Genomic DNA, 12,678 nt, shown 5'->3' on the forward strand with positions numbered 1-12,678 from the left:
AGCGACACGCTTATCCACGAAACGACCCGATTCGCGCCCATGAACCGTCACCACGTCGCCGAACGGGAGGTGTGTCCGTGAGCGCCGAGACCGAGACGGAGTCCGAGGCGTTCGAGCGGACCTGCGAGGCGCTCGTTGAGCGCATCCTCGCGGGCGACGTCGACCGCGACGACCTCGAATCCGCAAAGCTCGACGCCTGTTCGGAACACTCCTCGCCGAAGGTCCCGAAGAACGCCGAGATTCTGCAGTACGCCCCGGAAGACCGCCGCGAGGAGGTCAAAGAGGTCGTCCAGCGCAAGCCCGTCCGCACCGCCTCCGGCGTCTCGCCGGTCGCCATCATGACCTCGCCGCACATGTGCCCCCACGGGAAGTGTCTCTACTGTCCCGGCGGGCCCGCCAGCGAGTTCTCCTCGTCGCAGTCGTACACGGGTCACGAGCCCGCGGCCGCCCGCGGCGTCCAGAACGACTACGACCCCTACGGACAGGTCACGCTCCGCCTCGAACAGCTTCGACACATCGGCCACCCCGTGGACAAGGTCGAACTCATCTTGATGGGCGGGACGATGACCGCCCGGAGCCACGACTACCAGGAGTGGTTCGTCAAGCGGGCGCTCGAAGCCATGAACGACTACGACCTCGACAAGGAGCCCGAGCCGGCCGAGGACCGGTCGTTCAAGCCCGACCCCGAGGATGTCGAGTTCAAGTACATCGAGGACGTCATCGCCGAAAACGAGACGAACGAAATCCGCAACATCGGGACGACGTTCGAGACGAAGCCCGACTGGTGCGACCCCGAGCAGATAGACCGGATGCTCGACTTGGGCGCGACGAAGGTCGAAGTCGGCGTCCAGACGACCTACGAGCGCATCAACCGCGAGATGCACCGCGGCCACGGCGTGCAGGCGTCCATCGACGCCAACCGCCGCCTCCGCGACTCGGCGTTCAAGGTCGGCTTCCACATGATGCCCGGCCAGCCGGGCATGACCAAGGAGATGTGTCTGGAGGACTTCCGCCAGCTGTTCGAAAACAGCGACTGGCGGCCCGACTACCTCAAAATCTACCCGACGCTCATCGTCCGCGACACCATTACCTACGACATGTGGCGGCGCGACGAGTACGAGCCGCTGAACAACGAGGAGGCCGCCGACATCGTCGCGGAGGTCATGGGCATGATTCCGAAGTACACCCGCCTCCAGCGCGTCCAGCGGGACATCCCCGCGGACTTCATCGACGCCGGCGTCTGGAAGTCCAACCTCCGGCAACTGGCCGCCCAGCGCGCCGAGGAGCGAGGCATCGTCCAGCGGGACATCCGCGCCCGCGAGGTCGGCATGAACGAGGCCGACCCGGACCCAGAGCGCATCGAACTCGACGTGATGACCTACGAGGTCGCCGGCGGCACGGAGCACTTCATCTCGTTCGAAGACCCCGTCGAGGACCTGCTCGTCGGCTTCTGTCGGCTCCGGTTCCCCGGCAACCCGGTCCGCCGCGAGCTTCAGGACGCGGCGCTCGTCCGCGAACTCCACGTCTACGGCTCCGAGGCGGGCATCGGTGCCGACGGCGACTGGCAACACAAGGGCTACGGGAAGAAGCTCCTCGCGCACGCCGAAGAACTGTCCCGCGACGCCGGCTACGACAAGATTTCGGTCATCTCGGGTATCGGCGTCCGGCAGTACTACAAGCAGAAACTCGGCTACCACCAGGACGGGCCGTACGTGTCGAAGCGGCTGTAGGGAATAGTTGGATTTTTGGTCCAGATTTTTGCGAGACGAGCGGAGCGAGTCTCGGAAAAAGGTGGGACTGGGCCGTACGTGTCGAAGCGGCTGTAGGCTAGTTCGGCTGTTTTTTGGTCCAGATTTTTGCGAGACGAGCGAAGCGAGTCTCGGAAAAAGGTGGGCGTTACGTGTCGAAGCGGCTGTAGGGAATAGTTGGATTTTTGGTCCGCCGTGAGGCTGAGCCTCACGAGCCTTCGGTCGCAGTCGCTCCCGAAGACAGATTTTTGCGAGACGAGCGGAGCGAGTCTCGGGAAAAGGTGGGACTGGGCCGTACGTGTCGAAGCGGCCGTAGCCGACGAACCACGGCCCCCGATTCTCACTCCTGAGTGTCGCTCCGTCACGCTTTTACTGCCTGACCCACCGAACACGGTAGAATGGCACCGCAGGGGGGTGCGGCGGGTTCGGGGCAGGCGGCGACGTGGCTTCAGGACCTCCGCTCGACGCTCGCACAGTTCGTTTCGACAGAAGAGCGACTCGGCATCTCGGCGGCGCTCGTGGCGCTCGCGCTCGGCATCGCGGTCTTTCTCGCGCCGCGGCTCGTCTCGCGGGCGACCGCCGAAATCCGAACGCGGGTGTTGGCCCACCCGCGGGTCCCGGACGCCGTCACCGACGCCGCGTGGCTGTTTCCCGCGACGGTCGTCGTCCGGACGCTCCAACTCGCGGTGTTCGTCGGCGCGGCGCTGTCGCTGTTGCTCCTCTGGGGGTACACCGGCGTCGCCGCGGACCTCGCCGAAGTGCTCGCCGTCGCGGTGCCGAACGCCGCCAAACTCGGGCTGACGGTCGCGCTGTTCGCCGGAGCGCTCGTCGGGACGAACGTCCTCGAAGAGAAACTGGACTCGTACGCGACGGCCTCGGACAACATCAACGCCCACCAGCAGGGCATCGTCTTCCGCGTCCTCCAGTTGGTCGTCCTCCTCGCGGTCGGGATGGCGGCGCTCACGGTCTGGCAGGTCAGAATCGGCGGCCTGCTCGTCGGCGCTGGCTTCCTCGGCATCGTGGTCGGTATGGCGGCGAGACAGACCCTCGGGTCGCTCATCGCGGGCTTCGTGCTGATGTTCTCCCGACCGTTCGAACTCGGCGACTGGGTCGAAATCGACGACGCCGAGGGCATCGTCACCGACATCACCATCATCAACACCCGGCTGAGCAACGCCGACGGCGAGACGGTCGTCTTCCCCAACGACCGCGTGACGAACGCGAAGATAACGAACCGGACGAAGCGCAACCGCCTCCGGCTTCGCCTCGACGTGGGAATCGACTACGAGGCGGACATCGAACACGCCGAGTCGGTGGCGGAGGAGGCGCTCACGGACCTCAAGTTCGTCGAGGAGGTGCCGAAGCCGCAGGTGATGCCGACGACGTTCGGTGACTCCGCCATCGGGCTCCAACTCCGGTTTTGGATTACGAACCCCTCGGCCCCGCGGCGGGCGCAGGCGAAAGCGGAGGTCCTGCGGAGCGTGAAACTCGCGTTCGACCGCGAGGGAATCAAGATTCCCTACCCACAGCGCGAACTGCTCGCCCGCGAGGAGGCCGACGGCTTCCAGCTACGGGAGGACCGCCGGAGTCGGCCGGTCGAGAGGTCGGTCTCGGAGGATTAGGCGACGGCGTCGGCTACAGCGACTTCCGCATCTCGACGTGCGGGATGCCGGCCTCGTCGAACTCGTCGCTCGTCGTCTCGTAGCCGAGGCCGTGATAGAAGCCCTCCGCGGTCGTCTGGCCGTGGAGGACGAGCGAGTCGAACCCGCGCTCGCGCGCCTCGGCTTCGAGCGCCTCCATGAGCCGCCGTCCCCAGCCCTCGCCGCGGGCCGATTCGAGGACGGCGACGCGCTCGACTTTGCCGACGCCGGGTTCGTACTCGCGCAGGCGGGCCGCGCCGACCGGGTCGCCGCCGCGGGAGGCGACGAAGTGGACGGCCTCGGCGTCGGGGTCGTCGTGTTCGTCCCACTCCAGTTCCTCGTCGACGCCCTGTTCGTCCACGAAGACGGCCTTGCGGACGGCGAAGGCGTCGTCGCGCTCGCCCTCGGTGACCGCGACGCGGACATCGGGTTCGCTCATGGAGGCAGTTCCGCGGGGGTCTACCTGACGATTGCGGAGCGAGGTTTATCATGTCGGACCCGCGAGCTTCCGGGTTCGCGCTCGGTTTCGGCGGTCGCTACGCCGTCGCTCGCGTGCTGTCGTCGGCCTTCCCCCGAGCCGACTCGCCGCCGAGCGCCCAGCCGAGTCGGTAGACGAGCGACCCGGCCGCGAGCGTCACCAGCACCCAGACGACGAGCAGAATCCCGACGAACAGGACGCCGTAGCCGCCGAAGGGGACCAGCGGGAGCGCGAAGACCACGGGCGCGGCGACGATGGCGAGCGACAGGGGGCGCGTGCCTCCGTCGCGCCGGGCCGCGTAGCCGAGAGGCAGAAACAACACCACGGCGGCCTCTAACGCGAGCGCGCTGAGCGAGAACCACGGGTTCGGACCCGGCATCGTAATCGCGGTAGCGACCGCGAGCGCGACCTGCGGCCCGACGGTCGCGGCGACGAGGCGACGGAATCCGAGCGCCTCGGGCCGGACCGCCGAGACGACGCCGAGCGCGACGAGTTGGACGGCGAGGAGCCACGCCATCGCGGCGACGCTCCCGGAGAACGCCCGGACGACGAGGAGACAGAAGCCCCACAGGACGCCGAGTCCCGCGACGACGGGTCCGAAGCGCCGCGCGGTCCGGCCGTCGTCGAACCGGCGGTCGAAGTGCCGGATGAGGAGCACACCGATGGCGAGCGCGAGCGTCGGGACGAACGCGACCCACGCGAGGTTCGTGAGGATACCGGGGCCCGAGTCGGCGGCGAGGTTGGCGTAGGCCGCGGCCGTAGTCGCCAGTCCAGCGTCGGGGCCGAACGTGAGGTACGTCTGGCTCCCGACGCTGGACGCGTCCCCGTCGTCGGCGCTCCAGACGGCGGCCGTCTCGTTGGCCCGCGTCCCGGGGGGCGCGGTGAGGAGCGCCGACCCCTCGGGGCCGGTCACGACGAACCGGTCGGCATCGACGTAGACGGTACCCCTGACCCCGTCGTCGTGGAAGTAGTCCACGACCAGCACGTCCCCGTAGCCGCGGGACGCCATCTCGGGTACCTCGAACGTCACGACCGCGGTGTCGCCGTCCATCCGGGTTTCGAGGCGTCGGCGGTCGTCGGTGAACACGCGGTGGTCTTCGAAGGTCCGGCGCACGACGCTATCGAGCCGTTCGGGGTTCTCGCGGAACGTCGCGGCCGACCCGTCGTCGAGTTCGACGCGGGCGGTCCACGTGCCGACGCCGTCGTCGCCGACGCGGACCCGGAGCGCGCTCGATTCGACGGTGAGCGGGACGCCGGCGTCGTCGGCCGTCTCCTCGAACGTCTCACCGCAGACGCCGCAGACGGCCTCGGGCGGGGGTCGCCCTTCGGCGGGAACGCTTCCGATGGGGAGCGCGGCCAGCGCGACGAGGAGGGCGAGTGCGGCGAGCGTGAGGGTACGAGGACGCATTCACCGAACACATTCGGACTGGTTGACAAGTATCTTCTCCCCGATTCGGACGGGCGTCGCATTCGCGGAAACGACACCCCTTTTCGTTCGCCGACAAAAAGCGAGTCCATGGACCCGAAGCGGGAACTCACGAGCGTCGACCTCGCGGCCCTCGTCACCGAGTTGAACCGGTACGAGGGCGCGAAGGTCGACAAGGCGTACCTCTACGGCGACGACCTGCTTCGCCTCAAGATGCGGGACTTCGACCGCGGTCGGCTCGAACTCCTCCTCGAAGTGGGCGAGATAAAGCGCGCGCACCTCGCCGCACAGGAGCACGTGCCGGACGCCCCCGGTCGGCCGCCGAACTTCGCGATGATGCTCAGAAACCGGCTCAACGGGGCCGACTTCGCGGGCGTCGAGCAGTACGAGTTCGACCGCATCCTCACGTTCACGTTCGAGCGCGGCGACGAGAACACGAAAATCGTCGTCGAACTGTTCGGGCAGGGCAACATCGCCGTGCTCGACGAGACGGGCGAAGTCGTCCGCAGTCTGGAGACGGTGCGGCTCAAGTCGCGGACGGTCGCGCCGGGGTCGCAGTACGAGTACCCCGCCTCGCGGCTCGACCCCCTCACCGTCAGCCGCGACGCCCTCGGCCGGAACATGGAGCAGTCCGACACCGACGTGGTGCGGACGCTCGCCACGCAGTTGAACCTCGGCGGCCTCTACGCCGAGGAGCTGTGTACCCGCGCCGGCGTGGAGAAGACCCTCGACATCGCCGACGCCACCGACGACGACTACGACGCCATCTACGACGCCATCGTCGACCTCCGCGAGCAGGTTCGGTCCGGGGAGTTCGACCCGCGGCTCTACCTCGACGACGACGGCGAAGTCGTGGACGTGACGCCCTTCCCCCTGCGCGAACACCAGAACGCCGGGCTCGACGAGGAGGCCTACGACACGTTCAACGACGCGCTCGACGAGTACTTCTTCCGGCTCGACCTGACCGCCGACGAGCAGGAGGCGACCTCGGACCGCCCGGACTTCGAGGAGCAAATCGCCAAGCAACAGCGCATCATCGACCAGCAGGAGGGCGCAATCGAGGGATTCGAGAAGCAGGCCCAAGACGAGCGCGAGCGCGCCGAACTGCTGTACGCCAACTACGATCTCGTCGACGACGTGCTGTCGACCGTCCGCGGCGCGCGCGAGGAGGGCGTCCCGTGGGACGACATCGGCGAGACGCTCGCGGAGGGTGCCGAGCAGGGCATCCCCGAGGCCGAGGCGGTCACGAACGTCGACGGCGCGAACGGCACGGTCACCGTCGACCTCGACGACGCGACGGTCACCCTCGAGGTGTCGATGGGCGTCGAGAAGAACGCCGACCGCCTCTACACCGAGGCAAAGCGCATCGAGGAGAAAAAGGAGGGCGCGCTGGCGGCCATCGAGGACACCCGCGAGGAGTTGGCGGCCGTGAAGAAGCGCCGCGACGAGTGGGAAGCCGACGACGACGACGACGAGGAAGACGAGGACGAAGAGCCGGAGGAGACCGACTGGCTGGCGCTCGATTCGGTGCCCGTCAAGTCCACGGAACACTGGTTCGAGCGGTTCCGCTGGTTCCACACCTCCAGCGGCTATCTCGTCGTCGGCGGCCGCAACGCCGACCAAAACGAGGAGTTGGTGAAGAAGTACATGAGCAAGCACGACCGCTTTTTCCACACGCAGGCCCACGGGGGGCCGGTCACGCTCCTGAAGGCGACGGGGCCGAGCGAGCCCGCGCAGGCGGTCGACTTCTCCGAGGAGACGCTCCGCGAGGCCGCGCAGTTCGCCGTCTCGTACTCCTCCATCTGGAAGGAGGGCCGCTTCGCCGACGACGCCTACATGGTCGAGCCCTCGCAGGTGTCGAAGACGCCGGAGTCCGGCGAGTACATCGAAAAGGGGAGCTTCGTCGTCCGCGGCGACCGCGAGTACTTCGAGGACGTGCCCGCGAAGGTCGCGGTCGGCATCCAGTGCGAAGACGAGACGCGCGTCATCGGCGGCCCGCCGTCGGCAATCGAGGCGCGCGCGGAGACGACGCTGACGCTCACGCCGGGGCAGTACGCCCAGAACGACGCCGCGAAGCTGTGCTACCGCCGGCTCCGCGAGCGGTTCGCCGACAAGTCGTTCGTCAGAAAAATCGCATCACCCGACCAGATTCAGGAGTTCCTCCCGCCGGGCGGGAGCGATATCGTCGACGAGTGAACGTCGCCGTCGTCGTCCGGTAATCTGGCGTTAGACGGCTTAATCTTCAATTATTCGGGCGCGTCGGGTACAAGATTATATACTTTCTCGTCGTAATGTTGAATCGAGCGTGCGTGTCAACCCGCGGTTCTCACGCGGCCGAACGGCCGGTGGGTGGGTGGTGGCGCTCGGTGAAACATCATGATTTCAGAATCACTCAATTACCTTCGAAACGGCGAGGACTGGGTAAAGACGGTCCTCATCGGCGGCGTCCTCGGCCTGCTGAGCATCCTCATCGTCCCGACGTTCCTCGTCATCGGCTATCTCCTTCGGGTCGTCCGCGCGACGATGAAGGGCGACGAGCAACCGCCGGTGTTCGACGACTGGGGCGACATGGCGATAGACGGCGTGAAAGGCTTCGCCATCGCGTTCGTCTACGCGCTCGTCCCGGCCATCATCGCGGGCGTGTTCGGCTTCGCCGGCATCGTCGGCGCGGCGGCCGGCGGCTCTGACGCCGCGGGCGCGGTCGGCGGCATCGTGGCGCTCGTGGGCCTCCTGCTCGCGTTCGTCCTCGGCCTGCTCGCCGCGTACCTCATCCCGGCGGCGCTGTCGAACTACGCCGAGACCGACCGCATGGGCTCGGCGTTCGACTTCGGCACGCTCCGGCCCATCCTGACCTCGGGCAAGTACGCCACCGCGTGGCTCATGTCCTTCGCGGTGCTGTTCGCGTCGTCCATCGTGGTCGGCGTCCTGAACGTCATCCCGCTTCTCGGCTTCGTCGTCGGGGCGTTCGTGACGTTCTACGCGGCCGTCGCCGCCTACTACATCATCGGCAAGACGTGGGGCGAACTCCACGAGGTCGAGATGATGGACGAAGGCGAGACGCCGGGCGAACAGCCCGCCGTCTGAACTGTCAGCGAGAATTCGACTTTTCGACGGAATATCTAAGCCGATAGCGACGCGACACCACGGCATGCTCTCCGACGCGCTGTGGTTTCTCAAGCGAAGCGACGACTGGTTCGCAACGACGATTATCGGCGGGGTTCTCTCGTTGCTCTCCGTGCTGATACTCCCGGGGATTATCCTGCAGGGCTACTTCGTCAGGGCGATGCGGGCGGCCGCGAACGGCGAGCAGGCCGCCCCCTCGTTCACCGACTGGGGCGGGCTGTTCGTCGACGGCCTGAAACTGTTCGTGGTGACGTTCGTCTGGGCGTTAGTGGCTATCGTCCCGGCGATACTCCTCTCTGTCATCATCGGCATCGGCACGTTCACCGTCTCCGAGGCGGCGACGGGGAGCGCGGCGGCTTCGTCCGCGGGCGGTCTCGGGCTCGGTATCGTCTCGCTCGTCCTCGGCCTCCTCGTGTTCGTGCTCGGTCTCCTCGCGGCCTACCTCGTTCCGGCCGCCGGGGCGAACTTCGCCATCGAGGGGAACCTTAGCGCCGGCTTCGACGTGCGCACTATCCTCTCGGGCGCGCTCACCGGCGAGTACGCCGTCGCGTGGTTGCTCGCGCTCGTCGTCGCGGTCGTGCTCGGCTTCATCGGCGGTCTTCTCTCGGCCATCGTCGTCGGTTTCTTCGTCCTGTTCTACGTTCAGGTGATGACGTACTACCTGTGGGCCCGCGGCTTCGCCGACGCCACCGGCAAGGGCCGGCAGTCGACCGGGTGGTGAGCGAATCGAGACGCCGGGCGACGGCCGCGTTGCCACCGGCGACGCCGACCGCCGCCGGGTGACCGCGATAGCAGGACTCTTTTCCGTTCCCCGACGACCGGACGTGTATGCGCATTTCGAGCCGCGGTCGCGGCGAGGAGGGGCGCGAGCGAATCACGCTCGTCCCCGAGAACGTCGACGACCTCTGGCACCTCTCGTACGTCCTCGAACCGGGTGACCTCGTCTCCGGCGACACCACCCGCCGCATCCAGCGCGACGACGAGCAGATGCGGGACACCGGCGGCGAGCGCGAGCACCTCAACGTCACCATCGAGGTCGACGACGTGGAGTTCGCGCGGTTCGCCAATCGCCTCCGCGTCGGCGGCGTCATCGTCTCCTGTTCCCGCGAGGACCAACTCGGCCACCACCACACGCTCAACGTCGAGGAGCGCGCCGAGATAACCATCGAGAAGCACTTCAAGGCCGACCAGATAGACCGCATCGAGACGGCCGAACAGGCCGCAGAAAACCCCGACGTGGCCATCGCCACCGTCGAGGAGGGCGCGGCGTACATCCACACCGTCGCCCAGTACGGCACCGACGAGTACGCCTCGCTCACGAAGCCGACGGGGAAAGGCGAGTACGCCCGCCCGCGCTCGGAACTGTTCGACGAACTCGGCTCCGCGCTGTCGCACCTCGACGTGGACGCCATCATCCTCGCCGGGCCGGGCTTCACGAAGAACGACGCGATGGACTACTTCGAGGACAACTTCCCCGCGGTCGCAGAGACCATCGTCACGACCGTCGACACCGCCGGCGTCGGCGACCGCGGCGTCCACGAGGTGCTGAAGCGCGGCGCGGTCGACGACGTGCAGAAACAGACCCGTATCGCCGAGGAGGCCAACCTCATCGACGAGCTGATGGAGAACATCTCGACGGGCGCGAAGGCGGCCTACGGCGTCGAACAGGTCGCGGAGGCCGCGGACTTCGGCGCGGTCGAGCACCTGCTTCTCCTCGACTCGCGGCTCCGCGCGGAGCGACAGGGCGACGGCGACTGGGACGTGGACGTGAACGACATCATCGACTCGGTCGAACAGAAGGGCGGCGAGGTCACCGTGTTCTCCGCGGAGTTCCAGCCCGGCGAGCAGTTGAAGAACCTCGGCGGCATCGCGGCGGTCCTCCGGTACCGCCTGCAGTAAACCGCCTTCGCCGCCATCGCCGGAGAAACGGTTTAGCCGCCCGAAACCCACCTTTAGTCGTGATGCGGAGGGGGATTTCGAAGGCGACGAAGCGGGTCGACCGCTGGCTCGACCAGGTGTTTTTCGCCGCGTGGGAGGTGTCGGTACTGGCGATTCCGACGCTCTGGTTCCTGCTCGCCGCGACCCCCAGAGCCGAAGTGTCGCTGTCCGGCCTCACCGCGCTCGCGGCGAGCGCCGTCGCCGTCGGCACGTTCCGCGGCGGCTACGTCCGAACCGGGTCGTGGCCGCGGCCCGGCCACCTGCCGACGCTCCCGATTCGGTCGGCCTACTACAGCCTCGTCGTCGGCGGGACGGCGCTCCTCGGCGCGTTCGCGCAGACCGAACTGGGGGCGTTCTGGCCGGGCGTCGTCGTCCCGGCGGTCGTCGGCGTCGGGGCGCTGGCGTTCGTCCCGGTCGTCCTCGTCGGGACCGAGCGGGTCGCGCGAGTGACGCTGTGATTCGGTCTCGACACGCGACTCGCGGTCGACAGTGCGGCGACATTCACACCAGATTTGGAAGAGACCCGGTACGGAGTGGTGAGAGATATCGAAAAACCGCTATCTGTTCTCTCGCCCCTCGTTCAGTCGAATCGCCGAGCCGGGTGGAACCGCCCCCGACTCGCCGATTTCGAAGGAGAACGACTATGACAAAGGCAGCAACTCGCGACGGCCCGACCCGTCGCCGGTTCCTCCGAACGACCGGACTGCTCGCGGGCGGCCTCGCCCTCGGCGTCGGCGCGACTGGAACCGTCGCGGCGGGGGTCTCGGTCGCAAACGGGTGGTACGAAGAAGAAGAGATATACTACGTCGCTCACGGGGTGGAGGAGGGAGTGACGGAACGCGGAGAAAACGACATCTACCTCATCGGCGGCGACAGGACGCTACAGGCGCAGGTCGTCGAGTTCGTCCCCGGAGAGTCCGGGTACTCGCCCCACTGGAACGTCAACCTCGTCAACACGGCGGCGGGGACGACGGTTGCCGACATCGTCGCCTCGCCGTACGTCTCGGACCACTATCCCGAGGCGCTGTTCGACGACGTCGAAGACGTTCGGGCGGCGGCGGACGCCGGACTGGTCACGGTGTCGAAACCCGGTGTCGTCGTCCTGTGCCCAATCGTTCCGGAACGCGTCGCAGACGCACCCGGAAACACCGAACTGCCGGAGGCGTTCCCCCGTCCGTGGCCGACGACGTTCTGAGCGAGCACGAACGCCGGTTACCGGCGGTTTTTCCGCGGCCGCGAAGCCGTGACGACCGCGTCGGCGAGCCGTCGCTCGCCAATCGAGACTCCTCCGTCCGTTCTACTCCCCCGTGAGCGACTCGCTGGCCGGTGAGAAGTCGATGGTCGTCCCGAGTCCCTCGTCGCGCGCCCTCTCGTAGAGCATGTGCGCCGCGGCGACCGTCTCGATGCCCGTGCCGCCGCTGTCGAAGACGGTTATCTCCTCGTCGTCCTCGCGGCCGGCGGCGACGCCAGCGACGACCTCGCCGAGTTCGGCGTGGATGTGGTCTTCGTCCACGACGCCGGCCTCGACGGCGGCGAGGAACGACCCGGCGTCCATCGTGGCGCGCTCGCGGAGGTCGGGGACGTACGTCGCGCGCTCGATGGTCGTCTCGTCGAGTTCGCGCTTTTCGGGGTGGTACTGGCCCATCGCGGTGACGTGCGTGCCGGGTTCGAGCAGGTCGCCGTCGAACACCGGGTCCGTGGCGGTCGTGGCCGTGACGACGATGTCCGCGCCCTCGACGGCCGCGGCGCTGGAGGCGACGGCCGCGACGCTCGCGTCGAGCGTGCGGTCCATCTCGCCCGCGAACGACTCGCGGCTCTCCTTCGTCGGCGAGTAGACCCAGACGGTGTCGAGGTCGCGGACGGTCGCGACCGAGCGGAGCTGGCCGCGGGCCTGCGCGCCGCTCCCGATGAGCGCGAGCGTCGAGGCGTCCTCGCGGGCGAGCGCGTCGACCGCGACGCCGCCCGCCGCGCCGGTCTTGAAGGGGTTCATGCTCGCGCCGTCGAGGAGCGCCAGCGGTTCGCCGCTCTCGGCGTCGAAAAGCGGCGTCATGAACCACGCGTCCTCCGCGCCGAAGCCGGCGGAGTACATGTAGCCGCCCATCGCGCCCGTCTCGGGCAACACCGCCGCGTAGGAGGTGAGCATCCCCGGCGGCTCGCGGTTGAACAGCTTGGTCCGCGGCTCGGCCGGCGCGCCCTCGCCGCGCTGTCTGTAGCCCTCGCGGACGGCCTCGACGTACTCGGCCGGCGTCGCCAGTCCGCTAACCTCGTCGCTCGTGAGGAACAACGTCGCTGTCATGGTCGAAAAAACGAGACCTGCGGTCAAAA

The 12,678-nt window shown here is 67.7% G+C and carries 11 protein-coding genes; 8 read left to right on the forward strand and 3 right to left on the reverse strand.

Going from position 1 to position 12,678, the window contains the following annotated elements; translation table 11 throughout:
• The first annotated feature begins 71 nt into the window (after window positions 1-71).
• Together C438_RS10065 and C438_RS10070 are read left to right on the forward strand one after the other, a co-directional pair.
• On the forward strand, window positions 72-1,730 hold the full coding sequence (locus C438_RS10065; RefSeq protein ID WP_004969275.1) for a tRNA uridine(34) 5-carboxymethylaminomethyl modification radical SAM/GNAT enzyme Elp3: 1,659 nt from the start codon (window positions 72-74) through the stop codon (window positions 1,728-1,730).
• 416 nt (window positions 1,731-2,146) lie between these two features.
• Window positions 2,147-3,370 carry a mechanosensitive ion channel family protein gene (locus tag C438_RS10070; RefSeq protein WP_004969276.1) on the forward strand — a complete coding sequence of 408 codons (1,224 nt, stop codon included), beginning with the start codon at window positions 2,147-2,149 and terminating at the stop codon, window positions 3,368-3,370.
• Between the two features lie 13 nt (window positions 3,371-3,383).
• On the opposite strand, the gene C438_RS10075 is transcribed toward C438_RS10070, so the two are convergent.
• Both C438_RS10075 and C438_RS10080 read right to left on the reverse strand, forming a co-directional pair.
• Window positions 3,384-3,827 carry a GNAT family N-acetyltransferase gene (locus C438_RS10075; RefSeq protein ID WP_004969277.1) on the reverse strand — a complete coding sequence of 148 codons (444 nt, stop codon included), beginning with the start codon at window positions 3,825-3,827 and terminating at the stop codon, window positions 3,384-3,386.
• Between the two features lie 97 nt (window positions 3,828-3,924).
• Window positions 3,925-5,274, reverse strand: coding sequence for a hypothetical protein (locus tag C438_RS10080; RefSeq protein ID WP_004969278.1), 1,350 nt, complete (start codon window positions 5,272-5,274; stop codon window positions 3,925-3,927).
• 108 nt (window positions 5,275-5,382) lie between these two features.
• Here C438_RS10080 and rqcH point away from each other — a divergent pair, with 108 nt between their 5' ends.
• The 6 genes from rqcH to C438_RS10110 all read left to right on the forward strand — a co-directional run bounded on the left by rqcH (window position 5,383) and on the right by C438_RS10110 (window position 11,548).
• Window positions 5,383-7,488: a ribosome rescue protein RqcH gene (gene rqcH, locus C438_RS10085; RefSeq protein ID WP_004969279.1), complete on the forward strand. Its 2,106-nt coding sequence runs from the start codon at window positions 5,383-5,385 to the stop codon at window positions 7,486-7,488.
• A 180-nt stretch (window positions 7,489-7,668) separates the two neighbouring features.
• Window positions 7,669-8,376, forward strand: a complete 708-nt coding sequence (locus C438_RS10090) for a DUF4013 domain-containing protein (protein WP_004969280.1) — start codon at window positions 7,669-7,671, stop codon at window positions 8,374-8,376.
• A 64-nt stretch (window positions 8,377-8,440) separates the two neighbouring features.
• Complete coding sequence (locus C438_RS10095; RefSeq protein WP_004969281.1) at window positions 8,441-9,136, forward strand: DUF4013 domain-containing protein; 696 nt, start codon at window positions 8,441-8,443, stop codon at window positions 9,134-9,136.
• A gap of 107 nt (window positions 9,137-9,243) precedes the next feature.
• Window positions 9,244-10,314, forward strand: a complete 1,071-nt coding sequence (locus tag C438_RS10100; RefSeq protein ID WP_004969282.1) for an mRNA surveillance protein pelota — start codon at window positions 9,244-9,246, stop codon at window positions 10,312-10,314.
• A 62-nt stretch (window positions 10,315-10,376) separates the two neighbouring features.
• Complete coding sequence (locus C438_RS10105; protein WP_004969283.1) at window positions 10,377-10,811, forward strand: hypothetical protein; 435 nt, start codon at window positions 10,377-10,379, stop codon at window positions 10,809-10,811.
• Window positions 10,812-10,996: 185 nt separating this feature from the next.
• Window positions 10,997-11,548 (forward strand): hypothetical protein, encoded by a 552-nt coding sequence (locus C438_RS10110; RefSeq protein ID WP_004969284.1) that lies wholly within the window; start codon window positions 10,997-10,999, stop codon window positions 11,546-11,548.
• Between the two features lie 102 nt (window positions 11,549-11,650).
• On the opposite strand, the gene C438_RS10115 is transcribed toward C438_RS10110, so the two are convergent.
• Entirely contained in the window at window positions 11,651-12,649 is a 999-nt protein-coding gene (locus C438_RS10115; protein ID WP_004969285.1) for an ornithine cyclodeaminase family protein, read from the reverse strand.
• Window positions 12,650-12,678 lie beyond the last annotated feature (29 nt).

It is taken from the genome of Haloferax denitrificans ATCC 35960, from assembly GCF_000337795.1.
In the GTDB taxonomy this organism is placed as follows: Archaea; Halobacteriota; Halobacteria; order Halobacteriales; family Haloferacaceae; genus Haloferax; species Haloferax denitrificans.